Origin of the sequence: Kitasatospora sp. NPDC059795, from assembly GCF_042732175.1 — a bacterium.
Classification (GTDB): Bacteria; Actinomycetota; Actinomycetes; order Streptomycetales; family Streptomycetaceae; genus Kitasatospora.
Window position 1 is genome coordinate 153,922 of record NZ_JBHWID010000003.1, and the last position, 25,485, is coordinate 179,406.

Below are 25,485 nucleotides of genomic sequence, written 5' to 3' on the forward strand. Positions count from 1 at the left end.
GCGGCGGCAGCCTCACCGTCTCACGCCCGGAAGGTGCGGCGGTAGGTGTCCGGCGGCACGCCGACGGTGCGGTGGAAGTGGCGGCGCAGGGTGGTGGAGGTGCCCAGGCCGGAGGCCGCGGCGATGGTGTCGACGCTGTCGTCCGTGGTCTCCAGCATTTCCTGCGCGCGCCGGATCCGCTGCGTCAGCAGCCACTGCAGCGGGGTGGTGCCGGTCACCGTCCGGAAGTGGCGGGCCAGCTGGCGGGAGCTCAGGTTCGCCCGGCGGGCCAGGTCCTCGACGGTGAGCGGCTCGTCCAGCCGGCGCATCACCCACGGGAGCAGCTCGGCCAGCGGGTGGTCGTCCCGGGCGGGCACCGGTGTGGTGACGAACTGCGCCTGCCCGCCTGCCCGGTGGGGCGGGACGACGAGGCGGCGGGCGGCCACGTTGGCGATCGCCGAGCCGTGGTCGCGCCGGACCAGGTGCAGGCACAGGTCCATCGCCGCGCTCTTGCCGGCGGACGTGAGGACCCGGCCGTTGTCGACGTAGAGCACGTCCGGGTCCACCTCGACGCGGGGGTACCGCCTGGCCAGTTCCTCGGTGTGCGCCCAGTGCGTGGTCGCGCGCAGCCCGTCGAGCAGGCCGGCGGCGGCGAGGGCGAACGCGCCGGTGCACAGCGAGACCACCCGGGCGCCGGACGCGTGGGCGGCGCGCACGGCGTCGACGAGTTCGGCCGGCGGGTCCCGGTCGATGTCCGCGAGGGCGGGGACGATCACGGTGTCGGCGTCCGTCAGCCGGTCGAGTCCGCAGTCGGGTTCCAGCAGGAACCGGCCGACCCGGACGGCCTGCGTACCGCACACCTTGACGTCGTACCAGGGGCCCGGTACGGCGTCCGGGCGCGAGCCGAACACCTCCTGGGCCAGGGCGAGTTCGAAGTGCAGCATGCCGTCGGTGGCGGCGATCGCGACGGAGTGCGCGGCGGAGTGCACGGCGGGGACCATGTCGGAAAGTGTACGGGTCGTGTCGTTCCGGACACTGGGCGCCGTGTGCCGGACGGGAGAGGGTCTTCCTCGTCGGAGTCGGACCATTTCGGACGAGCGGGAGCAGGCGGCATGGAGTCGGGCAGGAATGTGGCGGTGTACGGCGCTTACGGGCACACCGGGCGGTTCGTGGTCGCGGAGTTGCGCGAGCGCGGGTACGTCCCGCTGCTCGTCGGCCGCGACCGGGACAAGCTGGCGGCGCTGGCCGGATCGTCCACCGAGGCGCGGCAGGCCTCGGTGGACGATCCGGCCTCGCTGGACCGCGCCCTGCGCGGCGCCGCCGCCGTGATCAACTGCGCGGGGCCGTTCGCCACCACCGCCGCCCCGCTGATCGAGGCGGCACTGCGGGCCGGCCTCCCGTACGTCGACGTGGCGGCCGAGATCGAGGCGAACCTCGACACCTTCGCCAGGTTCGCGGAGCGCGCCCGCGCGGCAGGCACCGCGGTGGTCCCGGCGATGGCCTTCTACGGCGGCCTCGGCGACCTGCTGGTGACAGCCGCGATGGGCGACTGGACGTCGGCGGACGAGGCACACATCGCCTACGGCCTGAGCAGTTGGCACCCCACGGCCGGCACGCTCGCCGCGGGCGCGGTCTCGGCGCAGCGCCGCGCCGGGCGCCGGGTCCGCTTCACCGGCGGGCGGCTGGAGTACCACGACGACGCCCTGCCGACCCTCGACTGGCGCTTCCCCGCCCCGCTCGGCCCGCGGCGCGTGATCGACGGGTTCACCATGGCCGACGTGGTCACCGTCCCCAGCCACCTGGACGTCCCGGAGGTGCGCACCTACATGACGGCGAACGCGGCCGCGGACCTGTCCGCGCCCGACGCCTCCGCCCCGACCGCCGTGGACGAACGCGGCCGCTCCGCGCAGACCTTCGTCGTCGACGTCCTGGTCCGCTCCGGCACCGCCGAACGCCGCGCGTCCGTCGCCGGTCAGGACATCTACGCCGTCAGCGCCCCGCTCGCCGTGGAGGCCGTCGACCGCATCCTCACCGGCCGCACCAGGACCACCGGCGTCGCCTCCGCAGGCGCGATCTTCGACGCCCCGGACTTCCTGCGCGCCCTGTCCGCACACCTCTCGCCACAGCACGGCTGACCGGGCTCGGGCCGGGGAACAGGACGGGCCGATCGTTCGGCAGCATCGTGTTCGACGTCCCGTCAGGGCAGGTGTCTGGCCGCGCCCGCCTCGATCAGCAGTGCGCAGTAGACGAACTCGACGGCGGAGCGGCCCATCGGGTCGGGCACGTCGCGGTCGTGGTCGAGGTAGAGCCGCATCTCGGTGGTGCTGTCGGGGCCGACCAGGGCGTAGAGCCGGTCCAGCACGGCGTGGTCCATGGCGAGGACCAGATCGGCCCACTCGATCAGCTCCGCCGTGACGCGGGTGGCCCGGTGGCCGCTCAGGTCGTAGCCGAGGACGGCCGCCACGGCGACCATCTCGGGGTGCGCCTCCCGCCAGTCGCCGGTCAGCCCGGCGGAGCGCACCTCCACGGCCGCACCGCCGAGATCGGCGAGGACGCGCGCGGCGAACGGGCTGCGGCAGTAGTTACCGAGGCAGACGGTGAGGATGCGCCTGGTCATCGGGGCTCCAGTGCTCGGGCGGGGGTGCGGTCGGAGTGATCCTCCGCCGTCGCACCCGGCCCGGGCGGGAGGCGGGGGCGTCGATCCCACGTCCGGGCCACCGCGGAACACCGAAGGCGGTGGGCCGCCGACGACATTTGTCCAAGACCGGCCGTCGGCCCGCGCGCATCATCGCTGCCATGAGTGACTTCCCGCGCGAACGCGCGTACGGCATGCACGTGGTCTGCGACGGGCCGGCGGAGGCGCCGCCGGTTCTGCTCGTTCACGGGTCGGGGGCGTCCGGTGCGTTCTGGGGCCCGGTGGCGAAGGTGCTGGCGGCGCACCACCGGGTGATCACCGTCGACCTTCCGGGGTGCGGCCGGTCTCCGCGGCGGCCGCCGTACGACGTCCCGGTGCAGGCCGGTCGGGTGGCGGCGGTGCTCGACGGGCTGGGGGTGGGGCCGGTGGTCGCGGTCGGGCACTCCAGCGGCGGGTACGTCACCACGGCGCTCGCCGAGCGGCGGCCGGACCTGGTGCGCTCGCTCGCGCTGGTCGGCACCGGCCCGGGCATGGACGCGCTGCTGCCGGAGCCGTTGCTGCTGCGCCTGTTGTTGGCCCCGCCGCTGGGGCCGCTGCTGTGGGCGCTGCGCACCGACGCGGTGGTCCGCAAGGGGCTGACGGCGATCGCCGCCCGCCCGGTGGTGATTCCGGACGAGGTGGTGGCCGGGGTGCGGTTGATCACCTACCGCACGTTCCGCGCGGTCCTGCGCGCCAACGAGGCGTACCTCCGCGAGCGCGGGGCGCCGGAGCGGCTGGCCGCGCTCGGACTGCCCGCCCTGGTGGTCTTCGGCGCCGCCGACCCGCGGTGGGATCCGTCCTCGGCGCACCGGTACGACGCGGTGGCGCGGGTGGTGATGCTGCCCGGTGTCGGGCACGCGCCCATGCTCGAAGCGCCCGGGCCGACCGCCGAGTTGCTGCTGGGCTTCGCCGCCCCCGACCGATAGCCGTGCTGCCTTAGGATTTTGACGTGCCGTCATCTACTCCTCCGCCCGACTGGTCCGCGGTGGACATCGCGGTCCCGCCCCCGTCGCCCGGGCTGCTGCCGGGCGTCACCATGGCCGGGTTCCGGCAGCAGGTCCCGGAGGCCGCGGGGATCACGATGGTCGCGCATCCGGCGGTGACGGTGCTCGTCGATCTGAGCGGCGGGCGGGCGGGCGACGACCGGGGCATCGTCTACGACGCGCACGGCCGGCGCACCTGCGGCAGTGTCGTCGTCGGGCTGCTCCCGGGCGAACTCCGGGCGGCGGGACGGGGGGTGGACTGTCTGCAGATCCGCCTGGACCCGGTCGCGGCGGCCGCGTTGCTCGGCCCGGAGCGCGGCGGACCGGTCGCGGCCCTGGAGGCCGTCTGGGGCCGGGACGCGGGACGGCTGGAGGACCGGCTGCGCGCGGCAGGCTGCTGGGAGGAACGGTTCGCCGTGGCGGCGGACTGGCTCGAACGGCGCCGCGCCGACCGCCCGCGCGTCGACCCGGAGGTGGCCCACGTCTGGCGGCGGACCCTCGGCAGCCGGGGGCGGGCCAGGGTGGAGGCGCTGGCGGACGAGGTCGGCTGGAGCCGCCAGCTGCTGTGGGCCAGGTTCCGCGCCCAGCTGGGCGTCACGCCCAAGCGGGCGGCCCGGCTGGTGCGCTTCGACCACGCCGTCCACCTGCTCGCGGTGGGCCGCGAGGCGGCCGGCGTCGCGGCCGAGAGCGGCTTCGCGGACCAGTCCCACCTGCACCGCGAGGTGCGGACCTTCACCGGCCTGACGCCGACGGCGGTGGCCGCCGCGCCCTGGCTCGCCGTGGACGCCACCGCCTGGCCGGGGTCCGTGCCCGCCCCCGCTCGTGGCTCCCGCTGAACGGCCGCCCGGCTGCCTAGCATTCGCCGGGGGACACACAGCCGTCGAACCACCGGGAGCCCTCGTGGGAATCGTCACCGCCAATCTGGCCGTCTCGCTGGACGGGTACACCGCCGGGCCGGACCAGAGCCTGGAGCATCCGTTCGGCCCGGGTGTGCGGGAGCCCCTGACCTCCTGGATGGGGGAGACCGACCGGCCGGGGCGCGAGCAGGACGCGCACCTGTTGGGCGTGCTGCACGCCAACACCGGCGCGCACATCATGGGGCGGAACATGTTCGGCCCGGGCCGGGGCGCCTGGGACGAGTCCTGGACGGGCTGGTGGGGGCCCGAACCGCCGTACCACGCACCGGTGTTCGTGCTCACCCACCACCCGCGCGAGCCGCTCCCGATGGAGGGCGGCACCACCTTCGAGTTCGTCACGGACGGCATCGAGGCCGCCCTCGACCGGGCCCGGGCCGCCGCCGGCGAGCAGGACGTGGAGATCGCCGGCGGCGCGTCCACCGTCCGCCAGTACCTTCAGGCGGGGCTGCTCGACGAACTCGTCCTGCACGTCGTCCCGGTGGCCCTCGGCCTCGGGGCGGGCGTGCGGCTGCTCGACGACGTCCGCGCCACCCTGGAGCCGGTCGAGGCGATCGCCTCCCCGACCGTCACGCATCTGCGCTACCGGGTGCTCAACTCGCTGTGAGGCCGGCCCACCCCCCGGCTCACCCCCTCCCGGCTCACCCCCGCCCGGCTCACCCCCCGGCGCCCACCGGCCGGCTGCGCAGGATGGCGAGCTGCCCGGTGGCGCGGGTCATCGCGACGTAGCGGTCGACGGCGCCCTCGATGCCCTCGCCGAAGGCCTCCGGGTCGATCAGGACGACCAGGTCGAACTCCAGGCCCTTGACGAGTTCGGGGGTGAGCGAGCGGACCCGGGGCAGCCCGGGCCAGGTCGGGTCGCCGATGACGCAGGCGGTGCCCTCGGGGTGGTCGGCCAGCCAGGCCGCGAGCAGGGTGTCGCGGTCGGCGGGGGCGCCGTGCAGGACGGGCAGGCCGCTGCGGCGGATCGAGGTGGGGACGTTGGCGTCGGGGAGGGCGGCCCGGATGACGGGTTCGGCCTCGGCCATGACCTCTTCGGGCGTGCGGTAGTTGACGCTCAGCGAGGTGAGGGTGACGCGGTCCAGGCCGGCCCGTTCCAGGCGTTCGGTCCAGGACTCGGTGAAGCCGTGCCGGGCCTGCGCGCGGTCGCCGACGATGGTGAACGAGCGGGACGGGCAGCGGGCGATCAGCATCTGCCATTCGGCGTCGGTGAGTTCCTGCGCCTCGTCGACCACGATGTGGGCGAACGGGCCGGCCAGCAGGTCGGGGTTGACCGGCTCGGGCTCGGAGTGGTCGATCAGCGCGTCGCGCAGGTCGGCGCCGCCCAGCATCATCGTCGCGCCCTCGCCGTCGTCGTCGGCGTTCAGCAGGTGGTCGACGACGCCGTCCATCATTTCGCGTTCGGCGGCGAGGCGGGCCCGGTGGGCGCGCTGGCGGCGGTCGGCGGCGGTGTCGCCGAGGCGGCGGCGGGCGGCGTCCAGCAGCGGCAGGTCGGAGAGCGTCCAGGCGGCGGGGTCGGTGCGCTGAAGGGTGCGGATCTCCTCGCGGCTCAGCCAGGGCGCGCACAGCCGCAGGTAGGCGGGGACGGTCCACAGGTCGCCGACCAGGTCGGTGGGTTCGAGGATCGGCCAGGCGCGGCGCAGCGCGGTGAGCAGTTCGCGGTCGCGGCGGAGTTCGCGGGCGAGCATCTCGGGCGAGATGCCGTGTTCCTCGTCGTCGAGGGCGTGGGCGTTCCTGTCGATCAGGATGGTGATGAGTTCGTCGAGGATGGTCTCGCGGGCCTCGTTGTGCGGGGTGCCGGGGCCGACGGCGGCGAAGGCCTCGGACCAGTCCTCGGGCTGGACCGAGATCTCGTACCACTCGATGGCGAGTTTGCAGGCCTCGGTGGGCGGTTCCTCGTAGATTCCGACGGCCTGTTCGATCGCGCCGACCATGCCGGCGGCGGCCTTCAACCGGGCCGCCTCGGGGTCCGGTTCCTCCGCGACCGCCGGGCCCTCGGGGACCAGGTCGCGCAGGGTGCAGGTCTGGACGCCCTCCTCGCCGAGGCTGGGCAGCACGTCGGCGACGTACGCCAGGTACGGCTGGTGGGGGCCGACGAACAGCACGCCGCCCTTGCGGTGGCCGAGGCGCGGATCGGAGTACAGCAGGTGGGCGGTGCGGTGCAGGGCGACGACGGTCTTGCCGGTGCCGGGGCCGCCGTCGAGGACGAGGGCGCCGCGCGAGCCGGCCCGGATGACGGCGTCCTGGTCGGCCTGGATGGTGGCGAGGACGTCGCGCATCCGCTCGGAGCGGGCGGAGCCGAGGCTGGCGATGAACGCGGACTGGTCGTCGAGGGCGGCGTGGCCGTCGAGCGCGTCGGCGGTGAACACCTCGTCCCAGTAGTCGCCGACGGTGCCGCGCTGCCAGCGGTAGCGGCGGCGGCTGGTGAGGCCCATCGGGTTGGCGTGGGTGGCGGCGAAGAACGGTTCGGCGGCGGGCGAGCGCCAGTCGATGAGCAGTCGGTGGCCGTCGGCGCCGGCGAGGCCGAGGCGGCCGATGTACACGGGTTCGTCCTGGCCGGCGAGGACGATCCGGCCGAGGCACAGGTCGCTGCCGAAGCGGCGCAGCGTCCGCAGCCGGGACGAGATCCGGTGGATCTCGTTGTCGCGGTCCAGGGCGGCGCGGCCGGCTCCGCCGGGGTTGCGGCGGGCCTGGTCGAGGCGGGCGGTCAGCTCGGCGATGTCCTGTTCGAGGGTGGTGGCGACGGTGGCGAAGTGCCGGTCGTCGTCGGCGATCAGGGCCGGGTCCGCCTTGGCGGCGAGCCGCTCGGGCAGAGCAAAGGCGCTGGTCGTCTGGTGGGTCATGGAACTGCTCTCCGATCCGCTGCCGGGCGTTGCGCGCGTTTCGCCCCGTCTGCGCTGTTTGCGCGGGTTCCCCGGTTCAGATGAGCGATTGTGCGCCACCGGGGGGGCCTTGCCGCAAGGCCCCCTGTCCGGTATACGTTGGATAGCGGCAGGAGAGCATCGGCTCCCTGCCTTCGCTGTTTTCGGGCGGGCGTCGTGTCAGTCCCGGCCTGCGGTGCCGCTCTCCAGGACGGAGAGGAGGGCGAACAGCGCGAAGCAGACGGCGCCGAGGCCGACCAGGACCCGGGCCGCGACGATCACGTCCGGGTCGGCCGACTCGAACAGGAACGCCGACATGAACAGGCAGAGCAGGGTCGTGCCGACCGGGATCAGCGGGACGTGGTGGGCCGACGGCGCGGCGCGGCGCCAGCCGAGGGCGAGCAGCAGCACCGCGCCGAGGACGGTCCAGCAGAGCAGCCCCAGCCCGATCTGGACGTATCCGGTGGCCAGTTGGGCGGGCCGGGGGTTCAGCGTGACGACGACCAGGCCCCCGGTGATGTCCATGGCGCCGAGCACGGCGGACGGGACGAGCCACCAGATCCGGTCCCGCCGGGTGTAGGTGTTCCGGATCTGCCGCAGCAGGCTGACCACCAGCCCGATCAGGGCGGTGCAAACGATCGCCAGGTCGACCACCAGGTGCCCGGCCGTGAAGCGTCCGTCGGCGTCGCCGCCGCCCCCGTTGGCCAGCAGGACGGTCGCCCAGGCCGCGGCGACGGCGGCCGCGAGGACCGGGAGCGCCACCAGCGCCCGGGCCGTGGCCGGACGGAACGGCGCGGGCGAGCGCGGCGGGGAGCCGCCGGGAAGGGCGGCGTTCTCCCCGATCAGCGTGAACCGGGTGGCGACGGCGGCCACGGACGAGACGCACACGCAGACCAGGCCGAGGCCGAGGACCACGCTCCCGGCCACGAAGTCGGGCGGCGGCCGGCGGTCCTCCGTCAGCAGGCGGAGCCCGTAGCCGATGGCGACGCCGGCGACCGCGAAGCCGAACAACGGGTAGCCGATCCGGTCCACTGCGGTGAAGCGGCCGATCAGCTGCCGGACGACGGTCGCCACGGTGGCGAACAGGCAGAGGCAGACGGCGGCCAGGAAGATCAGCGTCAGGCCCGCGACCCGGGCGCTCGGCCCGCCGGAGTGGGCGAGGACCCAGCCGCCCAGTGCGGCCGACACCGCGCCCATGAGCAGCGGAATCGCCCGGAACAGCACACTGATTCCGTGGTTCACCAGGTCTCCTCGATCGGTCTGTCCCGGTTCTGGCCGGCAGTCAGTGTTCAGCCCGCCGGGCCGCCCGCCCTCCCGCCGGCGGCGAGTGTCCACCGATTTCGTTCGATCGGCCCACGGGCCGCTCCGGGCCTCCGGTGACACCCGCCGTGCGGGGCCCCGGCGGTGGCCTGAGATGCTGTGACGGACACGGCGAGTGGCCGAGGGACGACGGAAGGTGGGCACCGGCATGGCCGCGGCGACGGAGAGCGTCGACCCGTTCGCAGAACTCCGACCGCAGGAGCGGTTCGAGGTCTGGCGCGACCTGATCGGCCTGACCAGGGACTGCGACGCCACCTCCCCGGACCTCGACCGGTTCGAGGCCGTACTGCGCCGCTCCGAACTCGGCCCGGTGACCTTCCTCGGCACCTCCTTCCCGTCCGCCCGTTTCCGCCGCAGCGACGCCCGGGTCCGGCGCTCCGACCCCGGGGTGTTCCACCTGACGTTCGTCCAGGGCGGCGCGCTCGCGCTGACCCGCGACGGCGAGCAGACCCAGCTGTTCCGGCCCGGCGACATCACCCTGCTCGACAGCTCCCGCCCGTACGAGCTCCGGGCGCTCGGCGCCCGCGACGCCGCCGACGGCCGGCCCCGCGTCGAGGCCGTCGGCATCGACTTCCCCACCGCGCTGCTGCCCGTCCCGCCGCACCGACTGCGCCGGCTGCTCGGGCGGGGATTCCGCGCCACCGAGGGCCCGGCGGCGGTGCTCGCCGACTTCCTGCTCAGCATCGACCGGCAGGCCCCCGTCCTCGGCCCCGCCGTCGCCGACCGGCTCGGCCCGATCGCCGTCGACCTGGTCGCCGCGTGGCTGGCCGACGAGCTGGCGGACGACTCCGGGCTGCCCGAGAGCGCCCGTCAGCGCTCCCTCGTCGAACAGGTCCGCGCCTTCGTCCGCCGCCACCTGCACGACCCCGAGCTGTCGCCGGCCACCGTCGCCGCCGCCCACCACATCTCGGTGGGCTACCTGCACCGCCTGTTCGCGCTGCACACCGACGGCGACACCGTCGCCGCCTGGATCCGCCGCCTCCGCCTCGAAAAGGCGCACCGCGACCTCGCCGACCCGGCCCTGCGTGCCGTCCCCATCGGCACCATCGCCGCCCGCTGTGGCATCCCCCGCCCCGACGACTTCAGCCGCGCCTTCCGCACCGCGTACGGCCTGGCCCCGCGCGACCACCGGCGGCACGCCTGCCCCTGAGAGTCGCCCCCTCGCCAACTCGCCGGACACGCGCTGCCAACTCCGGCCCGCGCCCTCCCCCTACGGTGGAACGCACCGGGGGAAGCCCGTTCCCGGGGGGACGGGCTCGAACCTTCGACGTCGCTCCGGACCACCTGCCTGGTCCGGAAACGAGGGGACTACGTCGAACCGACGGGGGCTGCCGCAACGGATCGCCGGATCCACGCGGCAGCCCCCGTCGTGCTTTCCCGGGCCGGCGCGCGCTGCGCGGTGGGTGTCCTTCCCGGGGTGCGCCCGCCGGCCCCGCCGGCCCCGCTGTCGCAGCAGGGCCGGCCGGGCCGTCAGGCGTTCACACCGCCATCGCGAGCATCAGCGGCGTGGCCCTCGCGGTGAGCAGCTCGGCGGCCTCGCGCAGCCGGTACGCCTGTTCGACGGGCAGCGAGGTGGCCAGGCAGCCCACCGTGTTCCCGGCCACTATCGGGACGGCGGCGCAGACCGTGTCCATCGAGTACTCCTGCAGGTCCAGCACGGGGACGGTGGCGGGCTGCCGGTCGAGCCGGTGCATCAGGCGGTCGGTCTCGGTGATGGTCCTCCCGGTGAGCCGCGCCACCGGGTGGCGGGCGAAGTGGTCCAGCCGTGCGTCGTGGTCGAGTTGGGCGAGCAGGCACTTGCCGATCGCGGAGGCGTGCGCGGTGGCGCGGAAGTCCACCCACTCGTGCACGGCCGGCGCGTCCTCGGCGTCGCACACCGCCTCCACCAGCAACTCGCCGTCCTGGTACCGGCTGAAGTACACGGCGGCGCCCAGTTCGTCCCGCAGGTCCTCCAGGCGGTGGTGCAGCCGGGCCCGGACCAGCGGCTCCCGGTGCTGCGCGCCGAGCAGCGTGAACGCCCCGCCGAGCGTCCACACCCCCTCCAGGTGCAGCAGGTAGCCCTCGGTCTCCAACTCCTCCGCGAGCTGCCGCACCGCCGACTCCGGCATGGTCAGCGCCCGCGCCAACTGCCCGATCGTGCAGCCGTCGGCGTACCGGTCCACGGCCTCCAACAGCCGCAGCGCACGCCGCAGAACCCCGAACGGCCCCGCACCCCCACCGCCCGGCCCCAGCAGATCACTCCGCCCTCGGCTCACCGTCGCCATCCCCCGACCCCCTCCCTTCGCGGCCCACCATCCGCCCAGGGTAGCCAGCCCACCGACCCCCCATCATCAGCTCACCGGATATTCCCCCGCCAGAGCACCAACCCCTTGACAGGCATATGCCCCGACGCCCGTTCCCGGGGAACGGCCGACAGCACTTCTCCTCGCCCCCCACCAGTCGCTCGCCGCGACTTCTCCCGCCTCCCGCTCCGGCAACGCGTTGAACCACCGAAGCGCCAACGCCTCCTCCCCCGCCGCCGTCAACCGCCCCACCAGCCGCACCCGCGCCAGCCCCCCGTCCGGGTACACGTTCACCCGCACATGCGTGACCGCCGTGCCCTCGGCCAGCCGGTAGCGGTGCCGGGTGTCCGGTTGCAGCCGCGTCCGTGGCAGCAGCGCCCGTTCTCCGTCCGCGCCCGCCCCCACCAGCTCGACCCACCCGGGCGCGTTGGCGACGAAGCACGAGGTGTCCACCTCCGCCGCCAGCACCTCCCCCTCCCCGGCCAGGGCGAGCCGCACCCAGTCGTGGGACGTGTCGCGTCGCCGCCGCGTCTCCCACCCGTCCCCCATCACGGCCGCCCGCCCGGGGGCGTTCAGGTGGTGCGGCGACGAGTAGTACCGGTCCGAGGCGTCCTCGGCGACGCCGCCGTGCTCCTGCGCGGCGAGGTCGAACGTCAGCCCGGCCAACTCCCGTGGATCGGGCAGCACTTCGCCGTACACCCGCAGCCGGGCGACGCCCCCGTCCGGCCAGATGTTCAGCCGGACGTGCGTGTACCGCACCGGGTCGGAGACCGCGAACGCGTGCGCGGTGTCGCCGCGCAGCGCCGTCCGCGGGACGATCTCCGCCCAGTCGGCGGCGGCGACCTCTGCGGGCGAGGGGTGGCCGGGGACGGACGCGGCCTGCACGGACGCCGTCTCGGGGTAGTTGCCGGTGAAGTGCGCGGTGTCCACCACCACGCCGCGCACCAGTCCGGCCGCGCCCAGCCGGACGATCACCCAGTCGTGGTCCTCGTCGGTGGGGTGCGGCTGTTCGGCGCTGATGCCGCGCCGCCGGCGGGACTCCCAGCCGTCCATGATCTGGCCCTTGTGCCCGAAGGTGTGCGGCCGGAACGCGGCGGGCGCAGCGACCAGCAGGTTCTCCGCGTCGGCGAAGGTGTCCTCGTTGGTGGCGACGACGCCCGCCCCGAGCGCCCGCGACGCCAGGTCGACCATCCCGCCGAACGACGACTGCCCGACCATCTCGGCACTGTTCAACCGACTCTCCTCCCAACGGAATTCAGCGACGGACTTCAGCGACGGACGAGCAGCCGACCGGACGGTTCGCCGCCGAGTTCGACGGGCCGCCCGCGCAGCCAGGTGCGGCGGACCTGCCCGGTGAGGGTGCGGCCCGCGTAGGGGGTGACGGGGTTCTTGTGGTGCAGCCCTTCGGGGCGGACGGTGAACTCGGCGTCCGGATCGAACGCCACCAGGTCGGCGTCGCAGCCCGCCGCGACGGCGCCCTTGGTGCCGGTCAGACCGACCAGGTCGGCGGGCCCGGCGGCCATCCACCGCACCACGTCCGCCAGCGAGTGGCCGCGTCCGCGCGCCTCGCTCCACACCGCCGGGAGCCCCACCTGGAGCGACGCTATGCCGCCCCACGCCGCGGCGAAGTCCCCGCTCCCGCCCGTCCGTCGGCCGAGTTTCAGCGCGGCCGTCGACGGCGAGTGGTCGGAGACCACGGCCGCGAACTCGCCGTCCGCGAGCGCCTGCCAGAGCAGTTCCCGGTTGGCGGCTCCCCTGATCGGCGGGCAGCACTTGAACTCGGTCTCCCCGTCGGGGACTTGCTCGGCGAGGAAGGTCAGGTAGTGCGGGCAGGTCTCGGCGGTCACCCGTACCCCGTCCGCCCGGGCGCGGCGCAGCAGCGGCAGCACGGTGGCGGAGGAGACGTGCAGCAGGTGCACCCGGGCGCCGGTGCGCCGGGCGCACTCCAGCAGCGCGGCGACGGCCGCCGACTCGGCCTCGTCGGGACGGGAGGCCAGGAAGTCGCGGTAGCGCCGGCCGGGGACGTGCGGTGCGGCGTCCAGCACGGCCGGGTCCTCGGCGTGGACGATCGCCAGTGCGCCGATTCGTGCCTGCTCGGTGAGTGCGGCGGTCAGTTCGGCGGGGTCGGCCAGGTGCGGGAATTCCTCCACTCCGGACGGCGCGAGGAACGACTTGAAGCCGAACACCCCGTCCCTGTAGAGAAGTTCCAGCTCGCCGGTGTTTCCGGGCACCGCGCCGCCCCAGAACCCGACGTCCACCCAGACCCGTCCCTCGGCGGCCTTCCGCTTGACCGCCAGGCCTCCCGAACTGGTGGTCGGCGGCACGGAGTTCAGCGGCATGTCGACGATCGTGGTGACGCCGCCGGCGGCCGCGGCCCTGGTCGCGGAGGCGAAGCCCTCCCATTCGGTGCGGCCGGGCTCGTTGACGTGCACGTGGGTGTCGACCAGTCCGGGCAGCAGCGCGAGGCTGCCGAGGTCGGTCAACTCCCGTTCCCCGCCCGCCTCCAGAGCGCCGTACGCGGCGACCTGCGCGATCCGTCCGGCCCGGACCAGCACGTCGGCGGGCCACTCGCCGTCCGGCAGCGCCACCCGCCGGGAGCGGAACACCACACCATCGCCGAGCGACACCAGGGGCCTCCGTACGCCGGGAGTGCTGGGAGCGTAGGCCGACCCCACTGCGGCGTCAATGCGGCGTAATCGGGCCATACTTGGCGAACAACCGACCGTCGGGCCGCACCGCCAGGAGGACCACCGCGTGACCGTCGAGCTCCGTCACCACACCACCCTCGGCGCCCGGGTCCGCCGGGATCTGCTGGACGTCTACGCGGAGGTCCGGGCCCCGCTGCTGCACCTGGCCAACTACGGCCTCGAAGCGTTCGCCGAGCGCCTCGACCGGCACCTCGCCGACCCGGGCTTCGCCCTCGTCCTCGGCCACGACGGCGACCTGCCGGTGGGGTACGCGTACGGCACCACCGTGGACGCCGCCGACCGCTACTGGGAGCGGATGGACGAGCCGCTGCCCGCCGGCTTCACCGACTCCCCCGTGCTGGCCCTCCGGGAGATCGGCGTCCGTTCCGCCTGGCGCGGCACGGGCACCGCCCGGCGGATCCACGACGAGCTGCTCGCCCGCCGCGCCGAGAGCCGCGTCCTGCTGATGGTCAACCCGGCCGCCGGGGAAGGCAAAGTCCAGTCCTTGTACGAGAGTTGGGGCTACCGGTCGGTCAACGGCCAGGCTGCCTCGGCGAACTCGCCCCGGCTCACCGTGATGATGCGCCCGCGCTGACCGGCGCACGGCCGCTCCCGCCACAGGAGTTCCACGGCCCGAAAGCCGAACTCCACCGAACCTTCATCCAATCCGCCCGTCCGACCGTCATCGGATCTGGTAATCGCTAAGGTGATCGAGTGCGACTGATGGTGGAGTTCACGACCGAACCGTTCGACCTGAACGGCTTCCCCGAGCACGCCAGGACCGCCCGCCGGGCCGCCGAGGAAGCCGGACTGGCCGTCTCGGTGGGCCCGTTCGGCACCAGCGCCGAGGGGGACGCCGAGCAGGCGCTGGCTGCCGTGACCAGGCTGCTGCGGGAGACCCTGGCGGTCGGCGCGAGCCGAATATCGCTCCAGGTCAGCGTGCTGGCCGACCCACCGGAACAACCCCTCGTTCCGACCGCCGCACCGACCGCTGCCCCGACCCCAGCTCCGACCCCAGCTCCCACCGCCACTCCCATCGCCACCCCGACCGTCGCCCTGGACCAGCCCGACAGCAGGGAGGCGCCGTGAGCGACACCCCCGACCACCCGCTCACCGCCGCCCTGAAGCCGCTGCTGGAGGCGGTCGGCGCCACCGCCGTCGACCCGGCCGAGGCACGGCCCGAGGACGTCGTCCTGGAGTGGGACGGCGCGCCGGCCGTCGCGGTGCGGCTGGCGCCCCTGAGCAGCGCGCTCGACCTGCTGTTGGCCGAGATGGCCCGGCAGTTCGACGGCCGTCCGCTGGCCGAGCTGGGTCGCACGGAGAAGCAGCGGGTGGTCGCCCTGCTGGAGGAACGCGGCGCGTTCACGGTGCGCCACGGGGTGGAGACCGTCGCGTCGGCGCTCGGCGTCAGTCGGTTCACCGTGTACAACTACCTGAACCGGCAGCAGAAGTCCTGAACCGCGCCGCCCGCCGCACGCCGCGCACCGTCGTCACGAACACGAACACGAACAGCACGAACAGTTCAACAGAGTGTTGACGGCCCGTCGGGCCCGCTCTAGCTTGGTCCGGGTGGCACCAACCCCAGGAGGTCCCTCCGTGACCGAGCCACCCCCCGCTCCCCTCTCCCTCGCCGCACTGGCCGCCGCCGAGCCGTCCCACCTGCGCGAACTCCTGCTCGGCATCTGCTCCGGCCCGGCCTGGGCCGCCGCCGTCGCGGCGTCCCGCCCCTGGCCGGACCGCGCCGCGCTGCTGGCCGCCAACGCCCGGGCGACGGCGGGCCTCTCGCCGGCCGAGCTGAACGAGGCGCTGGCCGGCCATGCCCGGATCGGCACGCCGCGGCCCGGCGACGCCGCCTCCGCCCGCGAGCAGTCCGGCATCCGGGGCGCCGAGCCGTCCGTCCTGGTCGCGCTGGCCGCCGCCAACTCCGCCTACGAGGCCAAGTTCGGCCACGTCTTCCTGATCTGCGCGACCGGCCGCACCGCCGCCGCCGTGCTCGCCGCCGTGCGCGAGCGACTGCCGCACGACGCCGCCACCGAGGCGGAGGCCGTCCGCGAGGAACTGCGCAAGATCAACGACCTCCGCCTCGACCGACTTCTCGCCGAATCCTGACGCCTCGTCAACTCCAGCCAACTGCAAGGACGGTCCCATGGCCGGCATCTCCACCCACGTGCTCGACACCAGCCTCGGCCGGCCGGCCGCCGGCGTCCCGGTCGAGCTGGCCGTGCGCACCGGCGGCGGCTGGCAGCTGCTCGGCGCCTCCGTCACGGACGCCGACGGCCGGGCCGCGGACCTGCCGGACGTGGCGGGCGGCGCGACCGCCCGGCTGCGCTTCGACACCGCCAAGTACCAAGGATCGTCGGGTACTTCACCGTTCTTCCCGGAGGTCTCGATCGTCTTCACGGTCGCGCCCGACCAGCGCCACTACCACGTGCCGCTGCTGCTGAACCCGTTCGGCTACTCGGTCTACCGCGGCAGCTAGGGCCCCGATCCCGGGCCGCCGCCCACCGTTGAGGAGACACGTCATGGCCCACGTGCTCGGCCAGAACCAGTACGGCAAGGCGGAGAACCGCATCGTCCGGGTCCGCCGCGACTCCACCCGTCACGAGATCAAGGACCTCAACGTCTCCGTCTCGCTGCGCGGCGAGTTCGAGGACGTCCACCTGACCGGCTCGAACGCCAACTGTCTGCCCACCGACAGCATCAAGAACACCGTGTACGCATTCGCCAAGAAGTACGGCATCGAGTCCGCGGAGGGTTTCGCGCTGCTGCTGGCCCGGCACTTCGTGGAGCACTCCGAGCGCGGCGTGGTGCGCAGCGCCCGGATCCGGGTCGAGGAGTACACCTGGGACCGGATCCGCAGCGGCCCGACGGACACCGGGCACTCCTTCGTCCGCAGCGGGCAGGAGGTGCGCACCACCGAGGCGGTGTACGACGGCGACCGGTTCCGGGTGATCTCGGGGCTGCGGGACCTGGTGGTGATGAACACCACCGACTCGGAGTTCTGGGGCTACCTCAAGGACCGCTACACCACCCTCCAGGAGGCCTACGACCGCATCCTGGCCACCCAGGTGACCGCTCGTTGGGCCTTCGACTTCCACGGCAACGACGGCCGGCGGCAGCCGGAGTGGAACCAGTCGTACCAGGAGGTCAGGCGGCATCTGCTGGAGGCGTTCGCCGACACGTACTCGTACTCGTTGCAGCAGACGCTGCACGCGATGGGCACCCGGGTGCTCGATCACCGCCCGGAAGTGGACGAAGTGCGACTGGAACTGCCCAACAAGCACCACTTCCTGGTCGATCTCGCGCCCTTCGGGCTGAAGAACGAGAACGAGGTGTACTTCGCGGCCGACCGGATGTACGGCCTGATCGAGGGCACCGTGCACCGCGAGGGCATCACCCCGGTCATCCCCGTCTCCTGACGGCCCCTGCGACCCTGCGACCCTGGAGCTCCCATGGCAGTGCAGCCTCCGGCCGCCGACCGACGGATCGTGATCGAGAACGCGGCGATCGCCACCGTCGACGCCGCCGACACCGAGTACGCGCGCGGGCACGTGGTCGTCCTCGGCAACACCGTCGAGTCGGTCGGCGACGGGCCCGCGCCGGCGGGACTGGAGAACGTGGCGCGGCGGATCGACGGCGAGGGCCACCTGCTCACGCCGGGGCTGGTCAACACCCACCACCACTTCTACCAGTGGCTGACCCGCGGGCTGGCCCAGGACGCCATCCTGTTCGACTGGCTGGTCGCGCTGTACCCGACCTGGGCGCGGATCGACGCCGAGCTGGTGCACGCGGCGAGCCTGGGTTCGGCGGCGGCCCTGCTCAAGTCGGGCTGCACCACGGCCTCCGACCACCACTACGTGTTCCCGCGCGGCGCGGGCGACCTGCTCGGCGCGTCCATCGAGGCCGTCCAGCAGCTCGGCCTGCGGTTCACGGCGCTGCGCGGCTCGATGGACCGCGGCCGCAAGGACGGCGGCCTGCCGCCGGACCACGCGGTGGAGGACACCGACGAGATCCTCGCCGCCTCCGAGGCCGCGGTCGACCGCTGGCACGACCCGTCCTTCGGTTCGATGCTCCACATCGCCCTGGCGCCCTGCTCGCCGTTCTCCGTCTCCACCGAACTCCTCGCCCAATCGGCGGAGTTGGCCCGCCGCAAGGGCGTGCGGCTGCACACCCACGGTTCGGAGACCGCCGAGGAGGACGCCTTCTGCCGTCAGCTCTTCGGCATGGGCCCCACCGACTACTTCGAGTCCACGGGCTGGCTCGGCGAGGACGTCTGGATGGCGCACTGCGTCCACATGACCGACTCCGACCTCGCCAAGTTCGCCGAGACCGGCACCGGCGTCGCCCACTGCCCGTCCTCCAACGCCCGCCTGGCCGCCGGAATCGCCCGCGTGCCCGACATGCTCGCCGCCGGCGTCCCGGTCGGCCTCGGCGTGGACGGCACCGCCTCCAACGAGTCCGGCCAACTCGGCGCCGAACTCCGCAACGCCCTCCTGATCAACCGCCTGCACGGCCGCCCGAACGCCCTCACCGTCCGCCAGGCCCTGCGCCTCGGCACCATGGGCGGCGCGAGGCTCCTCGGCCGCCAGGCCGAGATCGGCTCCGTCGAACCCGGCAAACTCGCCGACCTCGCCCTCTGGAAGATCGACGGCCTCCTCCACTCCACCATCGCCGACCCCGTCGCCGCCCTCGTCCTCGGCGCCCTCCCCCCGCTCACCCTCCTCCTCGTCAACGGCACCCCCGTCGTCGAACACACCCACCTCACCACCACCGACGAACCCACCCTCGCCCGAACCTGCGCCAAAGCCGCCCACACCCTCACCACCCGCCGCTGACCCGGCCGGCCAGCCGGCTCGAACGGTGTCGGCCGGGTGCGGTAGCGTCCTGGCGGAAATCGGAGGAGGGTGCAGATGGGCGCCAGTGGGTGGGACTACCTGACCGTGTATCGGGGGACGCCGCAGCGGACGTTGAGCGCGTTGCATGCGGAGGTGTTCGCGGGGACGGACTGGATCGGGGCCGGGGAGTACGAGTCGCTCGAGGAGCTCTGGGAGGACGAGGAGTTCCTGGGCGAGGAGGGCACCCACTCGATCCTGGACATTCCGCGGGCGGTGCTGGTGACCGACGCGCCGTCGGGGTACGACGACCTGGGGACGGTGCGTCCGCTGCCGCATGCGCGGTTGATGCACCACTTCGGGACGGACCGGCCGACGGTCGCGCAGTACCGGCGGGCGGTGGAGGGCGAAGAGCTGCTGGCGGAGTCGAACCTGCGGTGGTCCGGCCGGTTCGTGGTGCTCTACACGGACGGCGAGGCGTCCCACTTCGGCGTGTTCGGCTTCTCGGGGGACTGACGGCGGGCCGCCGCGGCCGCCGGCATGGCCAGTCCGGCCGCCACCAGCAGTGCGCCGAGCACGGCCCATCCGGCGACGCCGTGCGTGAGCACGGTGGCGGTGACGATCAGCGGCCCGATCACGTGCGACCCGGCCTGCCCGCTCATGAAGACGCCCTGGTACTCGCCGTGCGCGGCGGGGTCGGCGAGGTCGAGGCTGAGCGTCCAGCCGCCGGCGGAGGTGAGCAGTTCGGCGAGCGAGTGCAGCAGCACGCCCGCCAGCACAAGGGTCACGGCGGTCGCGGTGCCGCGCCCGCCGGCGGCCGCGTACACCAGGCAGGCCGCGCCGAGCAGGATGCCGCCGCGGGCGCAGGCCCGCGCCGCCGAACGGATGTCGACGACGCCGCGGCTGGCGCGGACCTGGAACAGCACCACGGAGAGGCTGTTGACGATGGCGACCACGGCGACCAGGGCGCGCGGCGCGGAGGTGTGGACGGCGATCCACAGCGGGATGCCGATCTCCAGCATGGCGAACTGGAGCTCCAGCACGGCGTGCAGGAACGCGACCAGCAGGTAGCGCCGGTCCGCGAGCGCGGTCCGCGGCCGCCCGGTGCGCTCGCGTTCCCCGGCGGGCACGGTCGCGTCCGGCAGGCCCCGCAGCAGCAGCGAGGTCGCGGCGAAGCTCGCCGCGTCCAGGGTCAGCACGGTGGCGTACGCCCAGTGGCTGTCCAGCTGGAGGGCGATCATCGCGCCCGCGCCGCCGAGCATCAGCCCGGCGTTCATCACCGACCGCAGCAGTGCCCGGGAGCGGACCTGGTCGGCGGCGGGCAGCAGGTGTGCGATCAGCGCGCTGCGCACCACGACCGCGCCGCGTTCCAGCACGGTGGCGACGACGATCGCGGCGACGAACGGCGCGAATCCGTGCACGAAGACGTAGCCGAGCACGGCCAGTCCCTGCAACGGCCCGAGGACGTACAGCAGTCGGCGGTGCCCGACCCGGTCGGCGAGCCGCCCGAACGGGACGCCGGCCAGCATCCCGGCGACCCCGGCGGCACCGAGCCCGAGCGCCAACTGTCCGGCGCCGAGCCCGACTTGGCGGGTGAAGTAGAGCGCGCTGACGGAGTAGTAGAGGCCGTTGCCGACGGTGTTGACGCCGGTCATCACGGCGAGTCGGCGCAGCACCGGGTCGGCGGGCAGCAGGGAGCGGCGCCCGGAGGGCGCGGCGGTGGTCGCGGTCATGGGCGTCAGGACACCAGGGTTCCCAACGGCCCGGAATCCTTTTACCGTTGGGGTCAATGTTCGAGTTCGCCTTCGGCGTGGACGACCTCGCCACCACCTGGATCACCTACTCCCCGCTGCAGGAGGCGGTGTTCAGCCTGCGGACGCGCCGCCACGCGGCCAAGTACCCGTGGCAGCGCCGCTGGACGGAGTCCTGGGAGGCGGAGTACCGCACCCTGGACACCGCGCTGCTCGACGCCCTGGTGACCCCCCGGGCCTGGGCGCCGGACTTCCTGACGCCCCGGCCCACCTGCCAACGGCCTTCCATCGAGAGCGAGTTGGCGACGATCGCGGGGACGCCGCCGGAGACGGTGGCGAAGGACTTCGCGGCGGCCTACCGGGGCGACGGCGCACCGATGCCGGAGTCGGTGGCCGAGGCGCTGGCCGACGATCCGGCGGAGCTGCTGGCACGCTGCGTGGCGCAGCTGCGGGCGTACTGGGAGCGTTGCCTGCTGCCGCAGTGGTGGCCGCGGGCGCGGACCGTGCTGGAGGCCGATCTGGCGTACCGGGGGCGGATGTTCGCGGAGCGCGGCGCGGAGGGGCTGTTCGCGGAGCTGGACCACCGGCTGTCCTGGCAGGCGGGGGTGCTGCGGCTGGACGACCCGGATCCGCGGGTGCAGGCGCTGGGCGGCCGGTACACGCCGGTGGCGGGCCGGGGCCTGGTGCTGGTGCCGACGCTGTTCGCGCTGGGCGCGCACACCGTGATCGACGAGGACGAGCCGCCGGCGATCAGCTATCCGGCGCGCGGCCGGGCCCTGATGGGCGAGAGTTCGCCGCTCCGGGTCCCGGACGCGCTGGCCGAGTTGATCGGGCCGCCGCGGGCCCGCCTGCTGCTCCTGCTGGACCAGCCGGCCTCCACCACGGCCCTCGCGCACCGGCTGTCCGTCACCCCGGGCGCGGTCAGCCGTCATCTCTCGGCGCTGGCCACCGCCGGCCTGCTGACCCGCACCCGTGCCGGCCGCTCCGTCCTGTACGCGCGTTCCGCACTGGGCGACGCCCTGGTCGCGGGCGGGTCGTAGGCCCTCGGCAGCGGCTCAGCCCAGCGCGGGGTGGATCAGCCGCCCCTGGTGGATGAGGGAGACGGACTGCTTGAGGCGGCGGGCGCGGACGCTGATCTCGTAGCCCCTGATGCCGTCGATCTCGGCGAGCCGGCCGCTGAGGTAGCGGTAGAAGTCGGCGGTGTCACGGCAGATCACGATGGCCATCAGATTGTGCTTGCCGCTGGTGGCCGCGACGAAGGCGGATTCGTCGTGGCGGCCCAACTCCTCGCCGACCCGGTGGAGTTCGGGCAGGTCGACCTGGAGCCAGAGGATGGCGTTGAGTTCGTAGCCGAGGCGTTCGGCCAGGATGTCGACGGCGAAGGTGAGGCTGCCGCCGGCCTCCAGCGCCTCCAGTCGGCGGGCGACGCGGGCCGCGGACCAGCCGGTGACCTCCGCGAGGCGGGTGTGGGAGGCGCGGCCGTCCTCCGCCAGGGCGTCGAACAGCGGGCGGTCCTCGTCGGTGGGGGCGAGCGTCGGCCCGGCGGGTACGGGACGCTCGGCGGCCAGCAGCCGCAGCTGTTCCTCGGTGAGGGCGCGCCTGCCGGCGCTCCAACCGGCCGTGCCCGGCGGGCCGAAGGCGTGGATGAGCAGGTCGACGCTCATGTCGCGGATCGAGGCGGCCTTCGGGAGTTGCCGGAGCAGCACGTCGTCGCGCCCACCCGTCGAGCGGATGGCGCAGATGATCTCCGACCCGCCGGAGGCGATGCTCGCGTAGCCGACCTCGGGCCGGCGGGCGAGCGAGTCGGCGACCGGCCCTGCGGCGTCCGGGCGGCACCGCAGCCGCGCGATCCAGTCGCCGCGGCCCTGGCCGATCGGACTGTTCAGACCGACGACGCGGATCACCCCGTCGCGGCGCAGCGCGGCGTAGCGGCGGGCCACGGTCTGTTCGGACACCCCGATGATCTCGCCGAGGCGGCGGAAGGAGGACCGCGGGGCGCAGCAGAGCCCGTGGATGATTCTGTGGTCGAGGTCGTCGTGCACGGAGGAATCCTCACATACGGGCCGGTCTCTGTGGAGGTTGATGCACGGTTCCCGGGATCGCTTGCCGGTTTCTCGCCCGCACGGGTGAAGCTGGTCCGCGCCCACCCGGCGGCCGATGCCGGGCGGCATCCCGCAGCCGCCGGTACTGGGCGGCATCCCGCAGTCGAAGGAACAGGAACCACCCGTGAACTCTGCAACGAGGCATCGGCCCGGGGCCGGACGGGGCGTCACGCTCGTCATGGCCTGCCTGGGCGTCTTCGTCGCCTACCTGCCCGTGACCACCGTCTCGGTGAGTCTGCCGGCGATCCAGCGGACGCTGGGCGCGTCGACGTCCCAACTGTCCTGGGTCTCGGACGCGTTCGTGCTGCCGATGGCGGCGCTGATCCTCACCACCGGCGTGTGGGGCGATGTGCACGGCCGCAGGCGGGTGTTCCAGGCGGGCATGGCGTTCTGCGCGCTGGGCGCGGCGGTCTCGCTGTCCTCGGACTCGGTGCAGGCGCTGTGGGTCGGGCAGGCGGTGTCCGGTCTGGGCGCGGCGGCGCTGCTGCCGACCACGTTGGCGCTGATCAGCCATGCCGTCCCCGACCACCGGGAGCGGGGCCGGTTCATCGGCGTGTGGGCGATGTCCATGATGGCCTCGCTGGCCGTGGGGCCGCTGATCGCCGGGGTGCTGCTGGAGCACGTCGGGGTGCGCTGGATCTTCCTGCTGCCGATTCCGGTGGCGCTGGCCGTGCTGGGCGTCGCGGCGTTCCTGCTGCCCGACTCGAAGGCGCCGCACGGCCGCCGGCTGGACTGGCCGGGGCAGATCACGGCGGCCGTCGCGGTCACCGCGGTCGTCTACGGCGTGATCGAGGGCGGCGCGGACGGCTTCGGCGCGCCGCAGGTGGTGGCCGCGCTGGTGCTGGGCGCGGTGGGCGCGGTCGCGTTCGTCCTGGTGGAGCGCCGCAGCAGCAGCCCGATGCTCGACCTGGCGCTGTTCCGCAGTCCCGCGTTCGCCGCGACCTCGCTGATCGCGATGATCAGCTTCCTGGGGCTGATCGGGTTCTTCTTCGCGCTGAGCCTGTACTTCGGCCTCGTCCAGCAGCTGAGCACGCTGGAGGCCGGGCTGCGGATGGTCCTGGTGTCCGGGACGTCGCTGCTCGTCGGCGTGCCCGTCGGGCGGCTGATGCACCGGGTCTCCGCCCGCGTCGTGATCACCGCCGGTCTGCTGGCGATGGCGGGCGCGCTGCTGTCGCTGACCGGCATCGACGCCCACACGTCCTACGGGTCGCTGGCCTGGCGGCTGGTGCTGCTCGGCGTGGGCGTGGGCGCCGTCGTCACCCCGATGACGGCCTCCGCGGTCTCCGCCGTCCCGCACCGCCTGGCCGGCATGGCCGCCGCGGGCAACAACGCGTTCCGCCAGGTCGGCGCCGCGCTCGGCCCGGCCGTCCTCGGCGCGCTGCTGACCGGCCGCGCCCTGGACGCCCTGCCCGGCCGCCTCGCCGACGCCGGTGTCCCGGCCGACACCGGCGGCCACGTCCTCGCCGTCGCCCACGAGCAGGGCCTCGGCGCCGTCGCCGGACTCGACCTGGGCGCCGCCACCGCACCCGCCCTGACGGCGCTCAGCGGTTCCTTCCTCGACGGCCTGCACCTCTGCCTGCTCGTCTCGGCCTCGCTCGCCCTGCTCGCCGCCCTCGCCTGCGTCGTCCTGCTCCGCCCGGCCGCCCCCGCCGAGACCCCGGCCCCGGCCCCGGCCCAGGTCCCGGCCCAGGTCCCGACCCCGCCCGCTCCGGCGGAGAAGGGTGTCCTGGACCGCGTCTCCGGATGATCACTGCTGGTGGCTCGTGGTGGCGTGAGACGTCGCCATGAGCCGAAGGCGTTCACCGGGCGTAGTCGACCTCGGGGAAGTCGGGGGAGGGACCGTCGAGCAGCCGCCCCCGGTCGCGGAGGTGGAGGTCGAAGAAGGCTCGCGGGTAGGCGCGTTGGAACGCCTGCGCCCGGTGCCCGGGAATCGTCCCGACCTCGTACTCCAGGTCGGCCGGTGACATGCCCAGGAGCGGGGCGATCAGCGGCAGGATCTGCACGTCGTCGCCGAACGACAGGTGCGCGGCTCCCCGGACGGTCAGATGCAGGTGCCAGCCGCGCAGGTGCGACCAGAACGTGCGCAGGGCGGGGTTGCTCTCCATGCCGCCCTTGCCCAGGGTGTCCACGACCAGGAACGGGCGGTCGAGCCCGGCGTCCACCACCGGGCCCGCCGCGCCCCCGTCCAGGCTCGCTCCCGCCGTGATCCGCCCGTCGACGAGCATCGTCGCGGCGGTGGTGGCGCCGCCCAGGGAGTGGCCGAGCATTCCGACGCGCCGCAGGTCGAGTGCCGCGCGCAGGCCGGCGGGCAGCGGGGTGCGGCAGACGCCGGGGTGGCCGCCCGCGCGGAGGACGGCGAGCCGGTCCAGGACGAAGCGGATGTCGGCGGTACGGACGGCGAGGGCCTTGGCGTAGTCGCTGACCCCGCCCAGCGGGTTCGTCTCGACGCGTCCACCGGGGAAGGCGACCGCCGCCGCGTCGTAGGTGTGGTCGACGGTGACCACCAGGAAGCCGTGACTGGCGAGGTCCTCCACGACGCCGGTGCCGAACGACCGCGACGCGTCGGCGCCGGGAGAGTAGAGCACGACGGGCAGCGGGCCCGGCGGGCCGCCGACGGGAGCGCCCTCGTGGCCGTGGGTGTCGCCGAGTCGTACCCGGCCGGGAGGCACGCCCAGGAGACTCAGGTACCGGTCGGCCGCCGCCGGGGGCATCCAGGGAACCGTGGGGCGGCCCGCGCCGCCGCGGGCGGGGTACCAGATGCTGATCATCAGCTCACGGCAGGGGCGGGAGGGCACCCAGGGGTCCGGCCGCGCCGGGTCGACCAGGTGCAGCGCGACCGTACCCAGCGGGTACGGTCCGTCCGGGGCGGGCAGGTGGAACCGCACGGGTTCGTCCTGCCCCGGTCGCGCGGCGGCCGCCGGCGCGAGCGGACCCGCGATCATGGCGGCGGCCAGTCCGGCGCCCGTGGACAGCAGTGTTCTCCGATTCATGCGTTCCACTGTTCCGCCGGACGAGCCCGGCGGCTTCGCCCCCGGGGTGGAACCCGGTGTCAGCCCAGGAGGGTACGACGGGCATCGGCCGCGCGGATGACTCGGCCCTC

General features: G+C 74.1%; 25 protein-coding genes. 15 read left to right on the plus strand and 10 right to left on the minus strand.

Going from position 1 to position 25,485, the window contains the following annotated elements; genetic code table 11:
• Positions 1-20: 20 nt before the first annotated feature.
• Positions 21-980, minus strand: a complete 960-nt coding sequence (locus ACFV4P_RS07835) for a helix-turn-helix domain-containing protein (RefSeq protein WP_380468436.1) — start codon at positions 978-980, stop codon at positions 21-23.
• 111 nt (positions 981-1,091) lie between these two features.
• Here ACFV4P_RS07835 and ACFV4P_RS07840 point away from each other — a divergent pair, with 111 nt between their 5' ends.
• Positions 1,092-2,114, plus strand: a complete 1,023-nt coding sequence (locus ACFV4P_RS07840; RefSeq protein ID WP_380468438.1) for a saccharopine dehydrogenase family protein — start codon at positions 1,092-1,094, stop codon at positions 2,112-2,114.
• A gap of 62 nt (positions 2,115-2,176) precedes the next feature.
• On the opposite strand, the gene ACFV4P_RS07845 is transcribed toward ACFV4P_RS07840, so the two are convergent.
• A complete protein-coding gene (locus ACFV4P_RS07845; RefSeq protein ID WP_380468440.1) occupies positions 2,177-2,596 on the minus strand; it encodes a low molecular weight phosphotyrosine protein phosphatase in 420 nt (139 codons plus the stop codon).
• Positions 2,597-2,775: 179 nt separating this feature from the next.
• On the opposite strand from ACFV4P_RS07845, the gene ACFV4P_RS07850 reads away from it, so the two are divergent.
• From ACFV4P_RS07850 to ACFV4P_RS07860, 3 genes are all read left to right on the plus strand, one after another.
• A complete protein-coding gene (locus ACFV4P_RS07850) occupies positions 2,776-3,579 on the plus strand; it encodes an alpha/beta fold hydrolase (RefSeq protein ID WP_380468442.1) in 804 nt (267 codons plus the stop codon).
• A gap of 23 nt (positions 3,580-3,602) precedes the next feature.
• Entirely contained in the window at positions 3,603-4,472 is an 870-nt protein-coding gene (locus ACFV4P_RS07855; protein WP_380468444.1) for a helix-turn-helix domain-containing protein, read from the plus strand.
• Positions 4,473-4,536: 64 nt separating this feature from the next.
• Positions 4,537-5,157 (plus strand): dihydrofolate reductase family protein, encoded by a 621-nt coding sequence (locus tag ACFV4P_RS07860; protein ID WP_380468445.1) that lies wholly within the window; start codon positions 4,537-4,539, stop codon positions 5,155-5,157.
• 49 nt (positions 5,158-5,206) lie between these two features.
• On the opposite strand, the gene helR is transcribed toward ACFV4P_RS07860, so the two are convergent.
• Together helR and ACFV4P_RS07870 are read right to left on the minus strand one after the other, a co-directional pair.
• The gene (gene helR, locus ACFV4P_RS07865; RefSeq protein ID WP_380468447.1) at positions 5,207-7,393 is read right to left on the minus strand and encodes an RNA polymerase recycling motor ATPase HelR; all 2,187 of its coding nucleotides are present in this window, start codon (positions 7,391-7,393) and stop codon (positions 5,207-5,209) included.
• Positions 7,394-7,591: 198 nt separating this feature from the next.
• Positions 7,592-8,653, minus strand: a complete 1,062-nt coding sequence (locus tag ACFV4P_RS07870; protein ID WP_380468449.1) for a DUF2776 family protein — start codon at positions 8,651-8,653, stop codon at positions 7,592-7,594.
• Between the two features lie 226 nt (positions 8,654-8,879).
• Here ACFV4P_RS07870 and ACFV4P_RS07875 point away from each other — a divergent pair, with 226 nt between their 5' ends.
• Positions 8,880-9,881 (plus strand): helix-turn-helix domain-containing protein, encoded by a 1,002-nt coding sequence (locus tag ACFV4P_RS07875; protein ID WP_380468450.1) that lies wholly within the window; start codon positions 8,880-8,882, stop codon positions 9,879-9,881.
• 328 nt (positions 9,882-10,209) lie between these two features.
• On the opposite strand, the gene ACFV4P_RS07880 is transcribed toward ACFV4P_RS07875, so the two are convergent.
• The 3 genes from ACFV4P_RS07880 to allB all read right to left on the minus strand — a co-directional run bounded on the left by ACFV4P_RS07880 (position 10,210) and on the right by allB (position 13,640).
• A complete protein-coding gene (locus ACFV4P_RS07880; RefSeq protein ID WP_380468452.1) occupies positions 10,210-10,995 on the minus strand; it encodes an IclR family transcriptional regulator in 786 nt (261 codons plus the stop codon).
• Between the two features lie 66 nt (positions 10,996-11,061).
• Positions 11,062-12,246 (minus strand): allantoicase, encoded by a 1,185-nt coding sequence (gene alc, locus ACFV4P_RS07885; RefSeq protein ID WP_380468454.1) that lies wholly within the window; start codon positions 12,244-12,246, stop codon positions 11,062-11,064.
• A 35-nt stretch (positions 12,247-12,281) separates the two neighbouring features.
• Entirely contained in the window at positions 12,282-13,640 is a 1,359-nt protein-coding gene (allB, locus tag ACFV4P_RS07890) for an allantoinase AllB (RefSeq protein ID WP_380468456.1), read from the minus strand.
• Between the two features lie 127 nt (positions 13,641-13,767).
• Here allB and ACFV4P_RS07895 point away from each other — a divergent pair, with 127 nt between their 5' ends.
• The 8 genes from ACFV4P_RS07895 (at position 13,768) to ACFV4P_RS07930 (ending at position 19,048) form a co-directional block, all read left to right on the plus strand.
• Positions 13,768-14,295: a GNAT family N-acetyltransferase gene (locus ACFV4P_RS07895; RefSeq protein WP_380468458.1), complete on the plus strand. Its 528-nt coding sequence runs from the start codon at positions 13,768-13,770 to the stop codon at positions 14,293-14,295.
• Between the two features lie 128 nt (positions 14,296-14,423).
• Positions 14,424-14,789, plus strand: coding sequence for a thiamine-binding protein (locus ACFV4P_RS07900; protein ID WP_380468460.1), 366 nt, complete (start codon positions 14,424-14,426; stop codon positions 14,787-14,789).
• Positions 14,786-15,157 (plus strand): helix-turn-helix domain-containing protein, encoded by a 372-nt coding sequence (locus ACFV4P_RS07905; RefSeq protein ID WP_380468462.1) that lies wholly within the window; start codon positions 14,786-14,788, stop codon positions 15,155-15,157. Before ACFV4P_RS07900 ends, ACFV4P_RS07905 begins: the two co-directional genes overlap by 4 nt.
• A gap of 139 nt (positions 15,158-15,296) precedes the next feature.
• Positions 15,297-15,809, plus strand: coding sequence for a 2-oxo-4-hydroxy-4-carboxy-5-ureidoimidazoline decarboxylase (uraD, locus tag ACFV4P_RS07910; protein ID WP_380468464.1), 513 nt, complete (start codon positions 15,297-15,299; stop codon positions 15,807-15,809).
• A gap of 37 nt (positions 15,810-15,846) precedes the next feature.
• Entirely contained in the window at positions 15,847-16,179 is a 333-nt protein-coding gene (uraH, locus tag ACFV4P_RS07915; RefSeq protein ID WP_380468466.1) for a hydroxyisourate hydrolase, read from the plus strand.
• Between the two features lie 43 nt (positions 16,180-16,222).
• Positions 16,223-17,119 carry a factor-independent urate hydroxylase gene (gene pucL, locus ACFV4P_RS07920; RefSeq protein ID WP_380468468.1) on the plus strand — a complete coding sequence of 299 codons (897 nt, stop codon included), beginning with the start codon at positions 16,223-16,225 and terminating at the stop codon, positions 17,117-17,119.
• Positions 17,120-17,152: 33 nt separating this feature from the next.
• Positions 17,153-18,535 (plus strand): 8-oxoguanine deaminase, encoded by a 1,383-nt coding sequence (locus ACFV4P_RS07925; RefSeq protein ID WP_380468470.1) that lies wholly within the window; start codon positions 17,153-17,155, stop codon positions 18,533-18,535.
• 75 nt (positions 18,536-18,610) lie between these two features.
• Positions 18,611-19,048, plus strand: coding sequence for a hypothetical protein (locus ACFV4P_RS07930; protein WP_380468472.1), 438 nt, complete (start codon positions 18,611-18,613; stop codon positions 19,046-19,048).
• Here the strand turns inward: ACFV4P_RS07930 and ACFV4P_RS07935 are convergent.
• Positions 18,994-20,265 (minus strand): MFS transporter, encoded by a 1,272-nt coding sequence (locus tag ACFV4P_RS07935; protein ID WP_380468474.1) that lies wholly within the window; start codon positions 20,263-20,265, stop codon positions 18,994-18,996. The genes ACFV4P_RS07930 and ACFV4P_RS07935 overlap by 55 nt on opposite strands.
• Positions 20,266-20,321: 56 nt before the next feature.
• Here ACFV4P_RS07935 and ACFV4P_RS07940 point away from each other — a divergent pair, with 56 nt between their 5' ends.
• Entirely contained in the window at positions 20,322-21,323 is a 1,002-nt protein-coding gene (locus ACFV4P_RS07940) for a helix-turn-helix domain-containing protein (protein WP_380468476.1), read from the plus strand.
• A 15-nt stretch (positions 21,324-21,338) separates the two neighbouring features.
• Here ACFV4P_RS07940 and ACFV4P_RS07945 read toward each other — a convergent pair whose 3' ends face one another.
• Complete coding sequence (locus ACFV4P_RS07945; RefSeq protein WP_380468478.1) at positions 21,339-22,325, minus strand: Lrp/AsnC family transcriptional regulator; 987 nt, start codon at positions 22,323-22,325, stop codon at positions 21,339-21,341.
• 238 nt (positions 22,326-22,563) lie between these two features.
• On the opposite strand from ACFV4P_RS07945, the gene ACFV4P_RS07950 reads away from it, so the two are divergent.
• Positions 22,564-24,132, plus strand: coding sequence for an MFS transporter (locus tag ACFV4P_RS07950; protein ID WP_380469125.1), 1,569 nt, complete (start codon positions 22,564-22,566; stop codon positions 24,130-24,132).
• Between the two features lie 52 nt (positions 24,133-24,184).
• On the opposite strand, the gene ACFV4P_RS07955 is transcribed toward ACFV4P_RS07950, so the two are convergent.
• A complete protein-coding gene (locus tag ACFV4P_RS07955; protein ID WP_380468480.1) occupies positions 24,185-25,375 on the minus strand; it encodes an alpha/beta hydrolase family protein in 1,191 nt (396 codons plus the stop codon).
• Positions 25,376-25,485: the final 110 nt, after the last annotated feature.